This is a genomic window from Pseudomonas sp. NFIX10, assembly GCF_900111955.1.
Taxonomy (GTDB): Bacteria; Pseudomonadota; Gammaproteobacteria; order Pseudomonadales; family Pseudomonadaceae; genus Aquipseudomonas; species Aquipseudomonas fluorescens_AA.
In genome coordinates, this window is sequence record NZ_FOKH01000036.1 from 10,427 (window position 1) to 28,189 (window position 17,763).

The 17,763-nt window shown below is 61.9% G+C and carries 14 protein-coding genes; 3 read left to right on the top strand and 11 right to left on the bottom strand.

From position 1 onward, the window contains the following. Positions 1 to 78: 78 nt before the first annotated feature. The 3 genes from BM321_RS25210 to BM321_RS25220 all read right to left on the bottom strand — a co-directional run bounded on the left by BM321_RS25210 (position 79) and on the right by BM321_RS25220 (position 3,684). The gene (locus BM321_RS25210) at positions 79 to 1,608 is read right to left on the bottom strand and encodes a SulP family inorganic anion transporter (RefSeq protein WP_092445485.1); all 1,530 of its coding nucleotides are present in this window, start codon (positions 1,606 to 1,608) and stop codon (positions 79 to 81) included. Between the two features lie 88 nt (positions 1,609 to 1,696). Then, complete coding sequence (locus BM321_RS25215; protein ID WP_092204874.1) at positions 1,697 to 2,428, bottom strand: carbonic anhydrase; 732 nt, start codon at positions 2,426 to 2,428, stop codon at positions 1,697 to 1,699. Positions 2,429 to 2,625: 197 nt separating this feature from the next. Further along, positions 2,626 to 3,684 (bottom strand): PA0069 family radical SAM protein, encoded by a 1,059-nt coding sequence (locus BM321_RS25220; protein ID WP_092334379.1) that lies wholly within the window; start codon positions 3,682 to 3,684, stop codon positions 2,626 to 2,628. A 182-nt stretch (positions 3,685 to 3,866) separates the two neighbouring features. On the opposite strand from BM321_RS25220, the gene BM321_RS25225 reads away from it, so the two are divergent. Beyond that, a complete protein-coding gene (locus BM321_RS25225; RefSeq protein ID WP_092445487.1) occupies positions 3,867 to 4,547 on the top strand; it encodes a phosphatase domain-containing protein in 681 nt (226 codons plus the stop codon). Here BM321_RS25225 and BM321_RS25230 read toward each other — a convergent pair. From BM321_RS25230 to prlC, 3 genes are all read right to left on the bottom strand, one after another. Beyond that, positions 4,489 to 6,540 carry a M3 family metallopeptidase gene (locus BM321_RS25230; protein ID WP_092445489.1) on the bottom strand — a complete coding sequence of 684 codons (2,052 nt, stop codon included), beginning with the start codon at positions 6,538 to 6,540 and terminating at the stop codon, positions 4,489 to 4,491. The two genes, BM321_RS25225 and BM321_RS25230, sit on opposite strands and share 59 nt — an antisense overlap. A gap of 116 nt (positions 6,541 to 6,656) precedes the next feature. Then, the gene (locus tag BM321_RS25235; RefSeq protein WP_092204877.1) at positions 6,657 to 6,935 is read right to left on the bottom strand and encodes a YheV family putative zinc ribbon protein; all 279 of its coding nucleotides are present in this window, start codon (positions 6,933 to 6,935) and stop codon (positions 6,657 to 6,659) included. Then, positions 6,932 to 8,983 (bottom strand): oligopeptidase A, encoded by a 2,052-nt coding sequence (gene prlC, locus BM321_RS25240; protein WP_092445542.1) that lies wholly within the window; start codon positions 8,981 to 8,983, stop codon positions 6,932 to 6,934. Before prlC ends, BM321_RS25235 begins: the two co-directional genes overlap by 4 nt. A gap of 99 nt (positions 8,984 to 9,082) precedes the next feature. Between prlC and BM321_RS25245 the strand changes: the two genes are divergently transcribed. Together BM321_RS25245 and BM321_RS25250 are read left to right on the top strand one after the other, a co-directional pair. Continuing rightward, positions 9,083 to 9,628: a gamma carbonic anhydrase family protein gene (locus tag BM321_RS25245; RefSeq protein WP_092204878.1), complete on the top strand. Its 546-nt coding sequence runs from the start codon at positions 9,083 to 9,085 to the stop codon at positions 9,626 to 9,628. Between the two features lie 28 nt (positions 9,629 to 9,656). After that, the gene (locus BM321_RS25250; RefSeq protein ID WP_092445491.1) at positions 9,657 to 10,307 is read left to right on the top strand and encodes an HAD family hydrolase; all 651 of its coding nucleotides are present in this window, start codon (positions 9,657 to 9,659) and stop codon (positions 10,305 to 10,307) included. A 146-nt stretch (positions 10,308 to 10,453) separates the two neighbouring features. On the opposite strand, the gene BM321_RS25255 is transcribed toward BM321_RS25250, so the two are convergent. From BM321_RS25255 to aspA, 5 genes are all read right to left on the bottom strand, one after another. Continuing rightward, positions 10,454 to 11,446, bottom strand: a complete 993-nt coding sequence (locus BM321_RS25255) for an AraC family transcriptional regulator (RefSeq protein ID WP_092445493.1) — start codon at positions 11,444 to 11,446, stop codon at positions 10,454 to 10,456. Between the two features lie 123 nt (positions 11,447 to 11,569). Then, positions 11,570 to 12,679: a hypothetical protein gene (locus tag BM321_RS25260; RefSeq protein WP_256573499.1), complete on the bottom strand. Its 1,110-nt coding sequence runs from the start codon at positions 12,677 to 12,679 to the stop codon at positions 11,570 to 11,572. A 526-nt stretch (positions 12,680 to 13,205) separates the two neighbouring features. After that, the gene (locus BM321_RS25265; RefSeq protein ID WP_092445496.1) at positions 13,206 to 14,210 is read right to left on the bottom strand and encodes an asparaginase; all 1,005 of its coding nucleotides are present in this window, start codon (positions 14,208 to 14,210) and stop codon (positions 13,206 to 13,208) included. A gap of 133 nt (positions 14,211 to 14,343) precedes the next feature. After that, positions 14,344 to 15,795, bottom strand: coding sequence for an alanine/glycine:cation symporter family protein (locus BM321_RS25270; RefSeq protein WP_092445498.1), 1,452 nt, complete (start codon positions 15,793 to 15,795; stop codon positions 14,344 to 14,346). 488 nt (positions 15,796 to 16,283) lie between these two features. After that, positions 16,284 to 17,708 (bottom strand): aspartate ammonia-lyase, encoded by a 1,425-nt coding sequence (gene aspA, locus BM321_RS25275; protein WP_003196363.1) that lies wholly within the window; start codon positions 17,706 to 17,708, stop codon positions 16,284 to 16,286. Positions 17,709 to 17,763 lie beyond the last annotated feature (55 nt).

The window sequence follows — 17,763 nt, forward strand, 5'->3', positions numbered from 1 at the left end:
GCATTGGACCAGCAACATCACAGTTGCCTGACACACCGCTATCGCGAGCAAGCTCGCTCCCACAGGGTTTCTTGGGTGTCAGGCGGACGCCGCGCCAACCCCCACGGTCGTGCGCAACCGCCCCTCCAACCTGCGCTTGAGCCCACGGGATTCGATCAGCAGCTTCGAACCCTTGCTGGCGTTCGCCCGGCCCCATTCTTCCAGCAACTCCAGGCACGAGTGGTCGATGTAGCTCAGGTTATTGAGCGGCACATGCACGGTCGCGCCGGTGGGTATGGTGCCCAGTACCTGGGTCAATGCCGGCACCTTGAGGAAGGTGGCCGCCCCGACCAGGCGCAGTTCCATCTCGCCTTCCTGGGGCAGGTCGATCAGGCTGATTTTCAGGCGCGAGGCTTTCCAGGCCAGTTTCGCCAGGGTCAGGCCGAAACCGATCAGCACGCCGGTCAGCAGGTCGGTGAAGATGATCGCCAACGCCGTCGCGGCGTAAACGAACATCGGCATCCGGCCATAACGGCCCAGGCTGCGAAACGCCTTGAGGTCCACCAGTTTGAAACCGGTGTACACCAGCACACCCGCCAGGCTCGCCACCGGAATGCTTTGCAGCACGCTGGACAGGAACAATACGAACAGCAGCAACCACAGGCCGTGGAAAATCGTCGACATCCGCGTGGTGGCCCCGGCCTGGACGTTGGCCGAGCTGCGCACGATCACCCCGGTCATCGGCAAGGCGCCGAGCAGGCCGCAGAGCATGTTGCCGACACCTTGTGCCGACAGTTCCCGGTCGAAGTCCGCACGGTCACCGCTGTGCATGCGATCGACAGCGGCCGCTGACAGCAGGGTTTCGGCGCTGGCGATGAAAGCCACCGCGAACGCGGCGATCAGCAGCGTCGGGTCGGCCAGGTTCAGCAGGTCCGCCGGGCGCAGCCAATCAATGGCTTCGGCCATGTTCTCCGGCACTTCCACACGCTTGACCTGCAAGGCCAGCAGCAGGCTGGCGACGGTCGTCAGGCCGACACCCAGCAAGGCGCCAGGAATGAAGCGCAGGCGGTGGGGGCGAAACTTTTCCCACAGCCACATCACCGCAATCGTCGACAGACCGAGCAGGCCCGCCTGCCAGCCGAAGGACGGCAAGGCCTGGGCCACCGCCGCCGGGAACGCCGCCAGGTTATCCAGCCCGGAGGGCTTGGGCGCGGCGTCGAGCATCACATGGACCTGGGACAGGATGATCAGCACGCCGATACCCGCGAGCATGCCGTACACCACGGCAGGCGCGGTGACCCGGAACCAGCAGCCCAGGCGAAAACGCCCGGCCAACAATTGCAGCAGACCGGCCAGCAACAGGATCGGCCCGAGCATCGCCACGCCATGCTGGCGCACCAGCTCGAACACCAACACCGCCAAGCCGGCGGCCGGGCCGCTGACTTGCAGTTTCGAGCCGGCCAGGAAACCCACCACCAGACCACCGACGATCCCGGTAATCAAACCTTTGGCCGGCGGTAGGCCAGAGGCGATGGCGATGCCCATGCACAAAGGCAGGGCCACCAGAAACACAACCACCGAAGCCAACAGCTCCCGTGGCAGAACAGCTTTTAATTGAGCAGCACGCATGGCAACTCTCCCGAAGTTTTCTTCAGGCATGGCGAGGCCCTGCCGCGCAAATGGCGGCAAGGCTTGAACCACACAAGTTTAAGAGTGGTTAGAAGCGCGCTTTGGGCGTCGCCACCGGTATCGGATGGCTGCCATCGAGCGGCAGGAAACGTCCCTGGTCCGCGTCAAAGGCTTTGATCTCGCTGGTCTCGATGTTGTACACCCAGCCATGGATGAACAACTGACCGCTGGCCATGCGCGACGCTACCGAGGGATGCGTTCGCAAATGCTGCAGCTGCGCGATCACGTTTTCTTCGGTGAGGACGGGCATGGTCTGTTTTTCGTCGCCGCACGGACAGTTGTCATGGACCATGGTCTTGGCCACTTCGGCGTGGCGCAGCCAGGCCTTGACCGTGGGCATTTTTTCCAGGGTGTCGGGGTTGAGCACGGCACGCATGGCGCCGCAGTCGGAATGGCCACAGACAATGATGTGTTGCACACCGAGGGCCAGCACGGCGTATTCGATGGCGGTGGAGACGCCGCCGTTCATCTGCCCGTAAGGCGGCACGACGTTGCCGACGTTACGGGTCACGAACAGGTCGCCGGGGGAACTATGGGTGATCAACTCGGGCACAATGCGCGAATCGGCGCAGGTGATGAACATCGCCCGGGGTGCCTGGGCGGTGGCGAGTTTCTTGAAGAGTTCTTCCTGCTGCGGAAAGATCTCGTGATGGAAATGCAAAAAGCCGTCAACAATATGCTGCAGCGCTGCATCGGCGGTTTCCGCCTCGGGTTGGGCTGAAGCCGACGCAGCCAACGGCTGTTTATCCTTGTCACTCATGATTCATCCTCTTTTGAGACGCCAGTGGCTGGTTAAAATACGTCCAGGTCGGGTGTTCGACCTGTCAGTCACTTGCTGAACAAGGTAGCGGCCGAAACTTAACTCAAACTGAAATCGAAGGCTCTAGGACAATGATTCCAGAGGTGGCGAAACGCTGGCGCAGATCATGTCCAGAGCCGTTCCAGGTTCAACTTTAATCAAATCAACGACATCTGTCGGCCCGGCGGACAGAAGGCATCGCAGTCAAGATTGTAGCCGTCGCGGCGGTCCAGTCCCAAGCGCTTGAGTGCCTTGGCGAATCGCTGGGCCAGCAGGTCGGCGAACGGGCCTTCGCCGCGCATCCGCGCCCCGAAGCGGCTGTCATACAGTTCACCGCCGCGGCTCTGGCGCACCAGGCTCAGCACGTGGGCGGCGCGTTGCGGGTAATGCGCCTGCAACCACTGCTCGAACAGCGGCGCGACTTCCAGCGGCAGGCGCAGCATGACGTAGGCGGCATTCTGCGCGCCGGCGGCGTGGGCTTCGGCCAGCAGGCTCTCGATCTCGCTGTCGTTGATCATCGGGATCATCGGTGCGCACAGCACCCCCACGGCAATTCCCGCCTCGCGCATGACCTTGATCGCCCGCAGCCGCGCCTTGGGCGCCGCCGCGCGGGGTTCGAGAATGCGCTTGAGTTCATCGTCCAGGGTGGTGAGGCTGATCATCACGTGCACCAGGCGTTGTTGCGCCAGCTCGGTCAGCAGGTCCAGGTCGCGCAGGATCAGCGAACCCTTGGTGACGATGGTCACCGGATGCCGATAACGCAGCAGCACCTCGAGAATCCGGCGGGTTATCCGCTGTTCGCGCTCGATAGGCTGATAGGGATCGGTGTTGGACCCCAGCGCGATCGGTGCGCATTGATAGCCGCGCCGGGACAATTGCTCTTCCAGCACATCGGCGGCGTTGGTCTTGGCGATCAGCTTCGTTTCGAAATCCAGCCCCGGCGACAGGTCCCAATAGGCATGGCTGGGTCGTGCATAGCAGTAGATGCAGCCGTGCTCGCAGCCTCGGTACGGGTTGATCGAGCGGTCGAACGGGATATCGGACGAGGTGTTGCGGGTAATGATGGTCTTCGCCGTTTCGATGCGCACTTCGGTGCCCTGGGTCTGCGGGACTTCCTGATACCAGCCGTCATCTTCGGCCACCGAGCGACTCGGGGCGAAGCGGTTGTGCGGGTTGGTCGCGGTGCCGCGGCCGCGCGGTGGAAGGGTGGCTGGCATGGGAATACTCCGAAAGCTGTATGTGCATACAGTATTCGCTGTGTTCGATTAAGGCCAGTGCCATTCAGCAGCCCAAATACCGGATCGGCGTTCACAACGCTTTGACGTTCTGCTCACGGGCTTTTAACCGCAGCGAGCCGAGACTGAGCCTCCCGTGTTTCTTCACTTTCGGTCGTCCGTGCATGCTCAAGTTCTGCTCTCGTTCGTTGCTCTGCTTGGCCTTGTTCACCGCGCTGGCCGAAGCGCCCGCCCAAGCGGCCGATTCCCTTGAGGCGAGGCCCGCCGAATGGGCGCAGCCAGTGGAGAAGGACTACAACCTCTACCAGATGTCCCCCACGCTCTACCGCAGCTCCCTGCCGGACGGCGGGGCGGTGCCCTTGCTGACGAAGCTCAGGATCGGCACGGTCATCACCTTCCTGCCGGAGTCGGACAAGCGCTGGCTGTCCACCCCCGGCATCGAGCAGGTGCAGTTGCCCTATCGCACCAATCATGTCGATGACAGCGACATACTCAGGGCCTTGCGCGCCGTCCAGGCGGCCGAAGCCAAGGGGCCGGTGCTGATGCACTGCAAGCACGGCTCGGACCGCACCGGGCTGGTGGCAGCCATGTACCGGGTGGTGGTCCAGGGCTGGAGCAAAGAAGACGCCCTGAACGAAATGACCGAAGGTGGCTTCGGTGACAGTCATCACTTCAAGGACGGGGTGCGCTACATGATGCAGGCCGACATCGACAAACTCCGCACGGCGCTGGCGAACGGCGATTGCAGCACCAGCGTCTTTGCCCTTTGCTCCCTGGAAAGCTGGGTCAATTCAACGATGCCGGCGCAGCACCTCGACCCCCAGGTGGCGCTGCCGCAGCATTGATCGGCGGTGTGCCGGTAAAGGCGGCGATGGATTCGGACAACGGTCGCAAGTCGCCCGGGGCAAAAATGGTTTCGCGCATTGCCCGGCCTGTTGCCGGGTTGAACAGCCCGTCACGCTGGAATCGCTGGAACACTTTGGCGGCCAGTGCCTTCGACCAGGCATAGGCGTAGATCCGCGCGCCATAGCCGGTCACCAGGTAATCCAGGCCATTGGGCCAGCGCTCGTTCGCGGACACCGGCAAATGCCCCACCTGCGCACTGGCTTGATCGAACACCTGCTGGACGGTTCGCCCGTCGCCGTGGGTGCGGTGCAGCTCCATATCGAATAACGCGTTGCGCAACAGGACGGCGGTTTCCCAACTGGCCTGGGTGGTGGCAAAGGCCAACACTTGGCCGGCGACCTTGTCAGGCATCGTCGCCCCAGTTTGATAGTGCCTGGATACCCGCACCAGGCATTGCCTGGAGAAGCACCATTGCTCGAACAACACCCCGGCAAATTCGGCGGTGTCGCGGGACAGACCAGAGATGCCCGACAGGTCACGGTATTCGGCACGGGTCAGGACATGCTGCAGGCAATGACCGAACTCATGGAAAAGAATGCGCAGTTGCAGATGATCGAGCAGGACCGGGGCCGCCCCTACGCTGCGCGGTAGCCAGGCATGCAGCATCGCAATGGGATGTCGCGGGCGGCCCTCGGCGGTGATGCGGCGGCTGCGCAGGGTGGTGGTATTGGGGTAACCGTCTCGGCTTGCATCCGAAAACGGATCGAAATAGAGGTAGCCAATGACCGCTCCCCATTCGCTGACTTCGAAAAGGCGCACATCCGGGTGCCAGGTCGCCACGTCATGTCGCTCGGCGAAGCTCACCCCGAACAGCTCCGTCGCCATCTGCAATAGTTGTGCGAAGGTGGACTCCAAGGGGAACCAGACGCTCAGCGCCTCCTTGGAAAGGCCCGCTGCCTGTTGGCGAAGTTGATTCGCCAGGTAGGGGTAGTCCCATGGCTGGAGTTCGTTGAAACCCTGTTGCGTGGCGAAGGCCCTGAGCTGGCGCGCGTCCCGCTCGAAAGCGCCGTGTTGTCGTTTGAGCTGGGCCCGCAGGAACGCCAGGACTTCTTCGGTGGACACGGCTTGCTCGGGTTCGATCGCCATTTGAGCGAAATCCGAATAGCCCAGGGCGGTGGCGTACCGATGGCGGTCTTCCAGCAACTGCCTGAGGATGTCGCTGTTGTCGAAATGGCCCGCCTGGGGGCCTTGATCCGATGCGCGCGTGCTGTAGGCCTCGTACATCTGCTGACGGAGGGCGCGGTTGTCAGCGTATTGAGTGACGATGCCAAACGATTCTTCGCTGAGCGTCAGCAACCATCCCGGGCGCCCGGCGTCGCGTGCCCGCTGGGCCATCTGTTGTTTGAAGCGCGACGGCAGGCCGCTCAACCGGGCTTCATCGTCAAACGCTTTGCTCCAGGCCTGATTGGCCATGTGCAGGTTCTCCAGGAATAACCCCTGGAGTTCGTCGATGCGCAACTTCAACAGATTCAGGTCGGCCGACAGGTGCTCTGCCGACCTGTTCTGGTGGAACTGGCCGAGGATTTTCTTCAGGACCCGTTTGCGAGCCGGGGCGAAATGCTCGGCGATCTGGCTGTCTGCCAAGCGCTGGTAAAGCGTGAACAGCGTGGGGTGTTGTTTCAGTTCAACCTGGAAGTCATGCAGCCGTTCAGTGCACTCCAGGGACGCCTGCGCCCAGGCCGCCCCTGGCCTGGTCGTGGTCAGGAGATGCAGCAGGTAGCCGAAACTCTCCAGGCGCCCATGGATTTCGTCCATGGCCAGCACCAGGTCATCCCAGGTGGGAAAGGGGGTCTGGGTCCTGATGATATCGGCCACTTGGGCGCGACTTTCCACCAGGATCCGGTCCAGGGCCGGCGCGAAATGCCGGGCCTGGATGTGGGCAAACGGGGGCAGGTCATAGGCCTGCAACAGCGGATTGTCAGCGTCGAGCATGGGAGCCTTCCTGTCAGTCTGTACATGCTGGACAGTCTGTAAAGGAAGGGCCCGGGCCCGGTGGTAAATATGTATCGCTTCCGGACCGGGCGGCCCGGAAGGTGATGCCGCAGATGTCAGTCGGTTTTTTTCTTCAACTTGGGGTTGGGGAAAAACTGCACCGCCTGGACCTTGGCGTCCGGCACCTTGGGCGCCGGGGTGTTCACGCGGGTGCCCAGTTCCTTCGGCACTGACAGGCCTTGCTCGTTGAGGGTGTCGGAATAACCGCAGGCCACGCATTCGCGGTGCGGCACGCCGTCTTCGTTCCACATCATCAACTTGTCCGGCTCACTGCACGCCGGGCAGACCGCCCCGGCGATGAAGCGTCGTTTGGTAATCACAGGCCCCTCGCTCATGCTGCCGCGTCCTCGGTCAGGCCGCTATGGCGCAAGAGTGCGTCAATCGACGGCTCACGGCCACGGAAGTCGACGAACAGCACCATCGGTTCCTGGGAGCCGCCACGGGCCAGGATTGCCTCGCGGAAGGCGCGACCGGTGGCTGCGTTGAGCACGCCGTCCTCTTCGAACTTGGAGAACGCATCGGCCGACAGCACTTCCGCCCACTTGTAGCTGTAGTAGCCCGCCGCATACCCGCCGGCGAAGATGTGGGCGAAGCTGTTGGGGAAACGGTTGTAGGCCGGCGGACGCATGACCGACACCTCGTCGCGCACGCCTTCGAGCACTTGCAGCACGCTGCGGCCATCGCCGTGGGTGGCATGCAGCTCGAAGTCGAACAGCGAGAACTCCAGCTGACGGACCATCATCAGGCCGGACTGGAAGTTTTTCGCCGCGAGCATTTTTTCCAGCAGGTCCTGGGGCAGTGGTTCGCCGGTTTCATAGTGGCCGGAAATCAGCGCCAGGCCTTCGGGTTCCCAGCACCAGTTCTCCATGAACTGGCTTGGCAGTTCCACGGCATCCCAGGCCACGCCGTTGATGCCGGACACGCCAGCGTGCTCGACGCGGGTCAGCAGGTGATGCAGGCCATGGCCGAACTCGTGGAACAGGGTGGTGACTTCATCGTGGGTCAACAGCGCCGGCTTGCCGCTGTCGGCCGGGGTGAAGTTGCACACCAGGTTCGCGACCGGGCTCTGCAGGACGCCTTCGAAGGTGCGACGACGGTCGCGGGCGCCGTCCATCCAGGCGCCGCCACGCTTGTTGGCGCGGGCATAGAGGTCGAAGAAGAAGCGGCCGACGTGTTGGCCGTTTTCCTTGATTTCGAACAGGCGCACGTCCGGGTGCCAGCTGTCGAAGCCTTTCAGTTCGGCGATCTCGATGCCGTAGAGACGCTGGACGATGGCGAACAGGCCGCTCAGGACCTTGTCGATCGGGAAGTAGGCGCGCAGGGCTTCCTGGGCCACGCTATAACGCTGCTGGCGCAGTTTTTCACCGTAGAAACCGCTGTCCCAGCTTTGCAGGTCGGGGCAGCCCTGTTCGGCGGCATAGGCCTTGAGCTGTTCCAGGTCCTGGGCCGCGAACGGCTTGCTGCGCTTGGCCAGGTCACGCAGGAAACTGAGGACCTGATCGCTGGATTCGGCCATCTTGGTCGCCAGGCTCAACTCGGCGAAGTTGGCGAAACCGAGCAATTGGGCCAGTTCCTGACGCAGGTCGAGGATCTGTTCCATCACCGGGCCGTTGTCGTTCTGTCCGGCGTTCGGGCCCTGGTCCGAGGCGCGGGTGCAGTAGGCGGCGTAGACTTCTTCGCGCAGGGCGCGGTCTTCGGCGTAGGTCATCACTGCGTAGTAGCTGGGGAATTCCAGGTTGATCAGCCAGCCGTCCAGCTCCTTGGCCTGGGCAGCGGCGGCCATTTGCGCCTTGGCCGAGTCGGTCAGGCCGGCGAGGGCAGCTTCGTCGGTGACGTGCTTGGTCCAGGCCTGGGTCGCGTCCAGCAGTTGATTGGAGAAGCGGCTGCCCAGTTCGGACAGTTTGCTCTGCACCTCGGCATAGCGCTTCTGCTGCTCGGGCGGCAGGTCGATGCCCGACAGGCGGAAATCACGCAGGGAATGTTCGAGGATGGTTTTCTGCGCCACGTCGAAACCGGCGGCTTCCGGGCTGTTCGCCAGGGCTTCGAAGGCCTGGAACAATTCGCGGTTCTGGCCCAGTTCGGTGGAGTAGGCACTCAGCGCCGGCAGGCAGGCCTCGTAGGCTTCGCGCAGTTCCGGGCTGTTGCGCACGGCGTTCAAATGACTGACCGGGCTCCAGGCGGCGCCCAGGCGATCATTGAGCTCGTCCATCGCCAAAACCAGGCCGGCCCAGGTAGGCTGCTGGACTTGGGTCTTGAGGATTTCGGCAATGGCCGCACGGTTATCAGCCAGGATCTGCTCGATGGCCGGTTGCACGTGCTCGGCACGGATCGCCGAGAATGGCGGCAGGTCATAGGGCTGCAAAAGAAGGTTGTTCACGCTCACGGTCGACACCTTGGCTGGAAGAAACATCGGCCCATCTTAATTACAATCGGCGTTCACCGCAGCTAGCAGCGCCTATCACCGGACAAGAGAGAGCCTATCGTGACCCTTCGCACGTACCAGAACCACAGCCCGCGGCTAGCCCGTGGCGCTTTTGTCGACAGCACCGCGGTGGTGATCGGCGACGTCGAAATCGGCGAAGACAGCTCCGTCTGGCCGCTGACGGTCATTCGCGGCGACATGCACCGCATCCGTATCGGTGCGCGTACCAGTGTCCAGGATGGTTGTGTGCTGCACATCACCCACGCCGGGCCCTTCAACCCGGATGGCTTCCCGTTGCTGGTCGGCGACGACGTGACCATCGCCCACAAGGTCATGCTCCATGGTTGCTCGGTGGGCAGCCGTGTGCTGATCGGCATGGGCAGCATCGTGATGGATGGCGCGGTGGTCGAAGACGACGTGATCATCGGTGCCGGCAGCCTGGTACCGCCGGGCAAGCGCCTGGAAAGCGGCTTTTTGTACGTGGGCAGCCCGGTGAAACAGGTTCGGCCGCTGACGGACAAGGAACGCGCGTTTTTCACCTACAGCGCGGCGAACTACGTGAAGCTCAAGGACCTGCATCTGGCCGAAGGCTACGACCAGGCCTGAATCGTCCCGCCATTGCCCAGGAAATGTCATGCATTACCAAACCGTACTCTTCGACCTCGACGGCACCCTCACCGACCCGCGCGAAGGCATCACCCGTTCGATCCAGTTCGCCCTGGGTAAATTGGGCATCGACGAGCCCGACCTCACCCGCCTCGAGCACTTCATCGGTCCACCACTGTTGCAGGCCTTCATGCAGTTCTATGACTTCGACGAAGCCAAGGCCTGGGAGGCGGTGAATTTCTATCGTGAGCGCTTCAAGGTCACCGGCCTTTATGAGAACCGTGTCTTCGACGGTATGATGCCGCTGCTGGAAACCTTGGGCGGCCAAGGGCGCCAGTTGTACATCGCCACGTCCAAACCCTGGGTCTTCGCCCGGGAAATCGCCCGCCACTTCGACTTCGCCCGGCATTTCAAGATGATCTACGGCAGCGAACTGGACGGCACCCGTACCAACAAGGTCGAGCTGATCGCCCACCTGCTGGCCGAAGAAGGCCTCGACCCGGCCAGCACCCTGATGATTGGCGACCGCAAACACGACCTGATCGGCGCCCACAGCAATGGCCTGGATGCGGCAGCGGTCGGGTATGGGTTTGGCAGCCACGAAGAACTCAGCACCGAGCGCCCGGCGTATCACTTCCAGACGGTGGAGGCGTTGCATCAGGCGTTTTTGCTGCGCTGACTGGATCGTCATCGCGAGCAAGCTTGCTCCCACAGGGGGTGGGGCTGCTCGCAACATTTGTGAACAGTGGCAATCCTCTGTGGGAGCGAGCTTGCTCGCGATGGCGGCAGCCCAGACACCCCCCGGCCTCAAGGTGTAGCGGTGATTCAGGCCCTGAACTGGCTGGGCGCCACGCCGCTCCAGCGCACGAAGGCATGGCGGAAGCTGGCGGTTTCGCTGAAGCCCAGTCGTTCGGCGATTCGATAGATCGGCAATTGGTCCTCGCAGAGCATCTGCTTGGCCCGCTCGAAGCGCAGTTCGTCCAGCAGCTCCTGGTAGCTGCAGCCCAGGTCCTTGAGGTGGCGGCGCAAGGTGCGCGCCGAGCAGTTCATCTGTTCGGCCAGGCCTTCCAGGCCGGGGGCGGCGTCCAGTTGGGTCTCGAGCAACTGGCGGATCCGTCCCAGCCAGGCTTGGCGTCCGGTGAATTCGGTGTTCTGCCGACGACAGCGTTCGGCCATGGCGTGATGGGTGATGGGGTCGGCCAGGGGCAAGGGTTGGTCGAGCCAGTGACGGTCGAAGGCGAAAGCGTTATCGATGCTGTCGAAGCGCACCGGGCAGTCGAAGAGCGTGGTGTAGCGCGCCTGGTAGTCGGGCGCCGGGTGTTCGAAGCGCGCGGCGTGCAACGGCAATGCATGGCCGAGGAGGTCGTTGCAGATCACCTTTAGCGAAACCATGCAGAACTCGGCGTTGAACACCGCCAGGGCCGGGTTCTCCCGATAATCGTTGGCGCTGAACCAGATGTGCTCGCCATCGTCGTCCAGATTCAGCTCGTAGAGTGTTCCCAACAGCGCCGGGTAGCGCAGTGCCAGGCGCAAAGCGTCACCTAAGGTGGCACTGGTGAGCAGGGCATAGCCGAGCATGCCGTAGGACGAAACGTGCATGCGCAGGCCCAATTCCAGGCCGATATCGCGCTTGAGGGCCACGGCGTTGGCGCAGACCTGCATCTCCTGGTTGGTGGTGATGCGCGTATCGGCCCGGCTCAGGTCCGCCGCGCTGATGCCGCTGCCGGCCAGCAAGGCATCGCTGGGCAAGCCTTCGTTTTTAAAGGTGCTCAGTACCAGTGAGACGGCGTTGAGGGTGGTGAGGTGGGAATGCAGCATGTTCGTTTCCAGCCTTGGGGAGGCTGGAGGTCGAGCAAATTGCATGCCGCGGGTGTGGTACAGCGATTGTGGCGAGGGCATCTATCGGTGGCGAGTGGGCATCAACGTTAGAGCAGCAATCCATCAATCGGCCTGCACCGAATAAACCGGTCCCCAAGTTGAATGGCCAGTGGATTTTTTAGCCAGTACTTTTAAAGGGCGGTAGGTCAGTTGTTTGAGCACCTCGGCCATCTTAGGAAAACCGTAATCTGCAGCATTTAACACCTGCAAAACCTGATCAACCTCGGCGATCAGTTTTACCAGCCTGACTTGCTGAAGCTCACAGCGCATTTGGCTCTGCTGAGTTTGCCGGCAGCTTCCCTCCTTATATTCAAAACTCGGTGGATCAGCAAAGAAGCCATCGATCAGTACCACCTCGCCTGCCGCTACATCAAATGAGGCAAAGTCCTTGGACAAATGAGCAGATACCGTCCTGCCTTCAACATCGCGCTGTTGGATAGTTTTTTGCCAGCCTGCGGGAGACGTTTGGCGCCGTACCTCGTAAGAGTATTTGCCAGTGCTCACGCACTCGCCATTGACAACACGAACTGCAGTACAACGCTCCTCTTGGACCGTATCGGTCGTGTAACTGGCATCCTCCCATCGCTCGCCACGGTCATACTCAACGAAGCTCTTGGGCGAGAGGGTGATATAGCCCAAGCTTGAAGCCCGAATACCGTGGTCACCTGGGGGCTCATAGGCGCTTGTCCTCGGTACGTCATAGCTGACGCCGCTGATTGTATAGTGGCCAGGATCTATCAAATAAATCTTGTACAGTGTACGGCCAAATACAACTTGAAAATAAGAACCTTGCGGAGAGCCGATGGCGGTTTTCTGAGTATCGTAGCCGACTTTAAACTGGGCATTGGAATCCTGTGTGTTCGTCCATTCGGTGACGGCCGAACGCAATTTTAGAAACTCCATTGTTGAATCATTGTTTTGGAAGTCTGTGTTCAAGCTATCCAGGCTTGCGGTGGGTACCACTAATACCACCTTGCCCGTCGACTTGGCGTCAGCGAAAAGTTGGTCTTCGCGCTTCTGAAGCTCAATAGCTTCGGCGTCCGGCCCCGAGTCTTGCATTATATCGGTTTGGGCAATAGGTTGAATGGGGGCGATGGGGGCACACCCCGCCAACAACGAAATGCTGGCCGCCATGACAGCAACCGGGCTTAGGGAGCGCAATAGGGAGATCATGTTCAGCAGCATCCTGCGGCTTTAGTCAATGCGGTGCACTGGGTGGAGGATAGTTTTGGGCTATTGAAGGCGCGAGCGTGGCGTATCCATCCGGCGCCGACGCCAGAAAAGTCGAAGGCTAAAACCGGGTAGGCATTACTGATTTCCATAAAAACAATTCCATTTGAATAGTTGAATTTTTCCAAGGTGACCAAGTGCCCAGGTTTATTTTCGTGATTCGCTACGAGTCATGGTCAGCCCGAGAGGCACTTCCCGTTTTTTAGTTGGCATCTATAAAGCAAGGGCCAAAAAAATAAAGCAATAGTGTGTCTGGGCTATTGCCTTGCCTGCTGCCGATGTGTGTCAGCAGCGCCGCCATGAGGATCGGCGTAATTATGCCCATTTATCGCCGCAGTTTTTAGATCGGACGGGCACTGCTTTAAGCCGATAAGCAGTACCCGGTTCAGGCAATTGCTCAGCGCTGAGGGTGACTCAGCGGCATGGGCCTTCCAACTCGAAGGCCGCCCAGGTTAATGCTGGGCCAGTGTCAGGATAATTCGCCACACAGGTCCAGCTCAACCAGCCGCCGCACCTCTTCCACCGGCAACCCTGCGCCGATCAATGCCTGCAGCTTGCCGAACGCTGCCTCGCGGGTCATGCCGCCGCCGGACAGCACGCCGACACCGCGCAAGCGGCTACCGGCTTCATACACGTCCAGCTCGACGCCACCTTCGTGGCATTGGGTCACCGCCACGACCACCACGCCGCTGTCCCGCGCTCGCTCGAGGCTGGCGAGGAAGGCTGGGTTGTCGCTCGGCCCGGTGCCGCTGCCGTAGCATTCCAGCACCAGGCCCTGGATACCGCTGCCCAGCAGGCCATCGAGGATCTGCGCACTGATGCCGGGAAACAGCGGCAGCGCCGCGATGTTCGCCAGTCGCTTGGGCTGGTTGTAGTTCAACTGCGAAGGCAGGGTCGGCGCCGGGGTGCCGCCGCCCTGGCGTTCCAGGCGCTTGAACGGGTGGCGACCGAAGCTGCGCACCTTCGCGCAACGGGTCGGCGCCAGCAGTTCACCGTGGAAGTACAAGTGCACGCCCGGCGCCAGGCCCTGGCCAAGGGCGACCAGGGCACCGCTGAGGTTTTCCCAGGCGTCGCTGTCGGCCACGCCGGCGGGCAGCATCGAGCCGGTGAAGCAGACCCGCGCATGCAGGCCCAGCAGTTGGAAGCTCATCGCCGCCGCGCTGTAGGCCAGGGTGTCGGTGCCGTGCAGGATCAGTACGCTGTCGCAGCCCTGCACGTCCACGGCATCGACCACCGCTTCGCGCAGTTGCTGCCAATAGGCCGGGGTCATGTTGGCGCTGTCGATCAACGGCGACATTTCCCGGAAGCGCCATTGCGGCACGACGAGTTCGGGTTGGCTGTGCAGGTAATCGCGCATCCGCGCTTCGAAACCGGATGCCGGGGCCAGGCCGTGGGCGCTGGCCTGCATGCCGATGGTGCCGCCGGTATAGAGCACCATGACGTGCTGGGCGGCAGGGTAGGTCGAGGAATTCATGGTTGTTCTCCGAGGACGAAAACGGCAGCTTTACTTCGCTGCCACAACATAAGGCCGAGCATGACGCCGACCCTACGCTGTGTCACGCCGGGCGCAGGGGATGCGCCCGGTTTTTTTACAATCGGCCTGCCGATCAGCGTTGCGCTGCGGCCACGCCAGCAGTCGCGGCGTCGGGCTTGGCAACCGGTGCCGACGGGGTGACTGGCCACGCCTTGCGGTCCAGGTCCAGGTCCGGGAACTTGCTGGAGTCGAACACGGGCACCTTGATGCCGGCCGAACGCTGGTCATCGTAGTCACGCAGGATGCGCATGCCGACCTTGAACAGCAGGAACAGCGCGATCAGGTTCACGAACGCCAGCAGGGTCATGGTGATGTCGGCGAACGCGAACACGGTGCCGAGGTTTTCGATGGCGCCCCAGAAAATCAGGACCAGGACCAGCGCGCGGTAGCCCATCAGGACCTTGCGATTGTCACCGATCATGAAGCGCAGGTTGTTCTCGCCCAGGTAGTAGTTGTAGAGGATCGAGGTGAACACGAACAACGACAGGGCCACGGAGATGAATATCCGGCCCCAGTCACCCACGACGGCTGCCAGGGAGTTCTGGGTCAGGGCAATGCCGTCGCCTTCGAAGCCTGGGGTGTAGAAGCCCGACAGCAGGATCAGCAGCGCAGTGCAGGTGCAGATCACGAAGGTGTCCAGGAACACGCTGAATGCCTGGACCACGCCCTGGGCGACCGGGTGCTCGACCGACGCGACGGCGGCGACGTTAGGCGCACTGCCCAGGCCGGCTTCGTTGGCGAACACGCCACGCTTGACGCCCATGACGATGGCGCTGCCGATCAGGCCGCCGAACGCCTGGTCCAGACCGAAGGCGCTCTTGACGATGGTCGCCAGCATGCCCGGTACATGTTCGAACTGCAGCACGATCACATAGAGGGTCACGGCGATATACGCCAGGGTCTTGACCGGTACCAGCAGGTCGGCAACCTTGGCGATGCGCTTGATGCCGCCGATGAATACCAGGCCCAGCAGCACCGCCAGGCCGAGGCCGGTGTAGGTGGTGTCAAAGCCGAAAGCGTTGTTCAGGGAGTGGGTCACGGCGTGGGCTTGCAGGCCGTTGAAGGCGAAGCCGAAGGTGACCAGCAGCAGGAACGCCATGATCATGCCCAACCAGCGTTTCTGCAGGCCGTGCTGGATGTAATACGACGGGCCGCCACGGTACTGGCCTTCGGAGTCGCAGCGCTTGTAGAGCTGGCCGAGGGAGCACTCGAAGAAGCTGCTGGACATACCGACCAGGGCGGTTACCCACATCCAGAACACCGCACCAGGGCCGCCGAGGGTCACGGCGATGCCGACACCGGCGATGTTGCCCGCGCCGACACGACCGGCCAGGCTGAGCATCAGGGCCTGGAAGGAACTGAGCTGGTCAGTGCTGCTTTTCAGGCTTTCACGGAACACCGTGAACATGTGGAAGAAGTGACGGAACTGGACGAAACGCGAGCGGATCGTGAAGTAGCCACCGAGCCCGACAATGAGCACGATCAGCACTTTCCCTGATAGGAAGTCGTTGATGACTTCGAGCATGAGTATTCCTCGCTGTTTTTTGTTTAAGCAAATGCTGGCCATTTGGAAACATCGCGTTACACCGGTCGGCGCGCGGCCCGACAGATGAGGCGAAGTTTCGTCCCGGTCCATTTTCGCGGGTTTGTTATTAGTTCGGTTTTCGCATGTTTAAGGGTCTCGTTGCGGACGACCGCTCATGCGAAGAGGGGCGGCACTATACCTATCAGTGCGGTGCCCGTCTGCACAGTTGTGGTGCGTCCGACGAAACGGACCCTTTGGAACACCTGGCCTTACGGTCAGGTTCTTGTGGGGGCGAGCCTGCTCGCGTTGGTTGGCGACACGGTTTACAACGGGCAGCGTGTCGTCGTTTATCGTGAGCAGGTTCCTTCCCACAGGTTCGGTCATCCCTGGCTGCTATCCATTAAAAAAAGGGCTTGGGGAAGATCCCCAAGCCCTCAAAAGGTGAGAGGTGTCTAGTCCCTCGACCTGGTGAGCGGTGGCCGTGTCGATCACGCTTTGAGCGGGACCAGACGCGGAGCAATCATGTTTTCCGGGCGCAGGATGTCGTCGAGCATGGCGTCGTCGAGCAAGCCTTCTTCGCGCACCAGTTCCAGCACGCCGCGGCCACTTTCCAGGGCAACACGGGCAATGCGGGTGGCGTTTTCATAGCCGATGTACGGGTTCAGGGCGGTGACCAGGCCGATCGAGTGCTCGACCAGTTCGCGGCAGCGCGCTTCGTTGGCGGTGATGCCGACGATGCAGTGCTCGCGCAGCATGTCCATGGCCCGTTGCAGCAGGCGGATCGAGTCGAAGATCTTGAAGGCGATCAGCGGCTCCATCACGTTCAGTTGCAGTTGGCCGCCTTCGGCCGCGATGGTCAGGGCCAGGTCGTTGCCGATGATTTGGAATGCCACCTGGTTGACCGCTTCCGGGATCACCGGGTTGACCTTGCCGGGCATGATCGAGCTGCCTGGCTGGCGGGCCGGCAGGTTGATTTCGTTGATGCCGGTGCGTGGGCCGCTGGACAGCAGGCGCAGGTCGTTGCAGATTTTCGACAGCTTGACCGCGGTGCGCTTGAGCATGCCGGAGAACAGCACGAAGGCGCCCATGTCGGAGGTGGCTTCGATCAGGTCGGCGGCCGGCACCAGCGGCTGGCCGCTGATGGTCGCCAGGCGCTGCACGGCCAGGGCCTGGTAGCGCGGGTCGGCGTTGATGCCGGTGCCGATGGCGGTGCCGCCCAGGTTCACTTCGGTGAGCAGTTCAGGCGCCAGGGTTTTCAGGCGTGCCAGGTCTTCGCTCAGGGTGGTGGCGAAGGCGCGGAATTCCTGGCCGAGGGTCATCGGCACGGCATCCTGCAGCTGGGTGCGGCCCATTTTCAGGACGTGGCTGAACTCTTCGCCCTTGGCGGCGAACGCCTGGATCAGGCTGTCGAGGCTGGCCAGCAACGCGTCGTGACCCAGCAGCAGACCCAGACGGATCGCGGTCGGGTAGGCGTCGTTGGTGGACTGCGCCATGTTCACGTCGTTGTTGGGGTGCAGGTACTGGTACTCGCCTTTCTGGTGACCCATGGCCTCCAGCGCGATGTTGGCGATGACTTCGTTGGCATTCATGTTGGTCGACGTGCCGGCACCGCCCTGGATCATGTCCACCACGAACTCTTCGTGGAAGTCGCCGCGGATCAATCGTGCACAGGCTTCGCTGATGGCGGCGTGCTTGGCTTCGCTGAGCTGCCCCAGTTCGCGGTTGGCGTCAGCGGCGGCCTGTTTGACCATTGCCAGACCGACCACCAGCTTGGGGTAATGCGAGATCGGGACGCCGGAGAGACGGAAGTTGTTTACCGCTCGTAGGGTCTGGATGCCGTAATACGCTTGCGCTGGTACTTCGAGTACGCCAAGCAGGTCTTTTTCTGTGCGGAATGATGCAGCGGAGGACATGACGGAAATCATCTCGATAAGGACCCGGTCTGAGCCGGAACGCTGTGGATCCTAG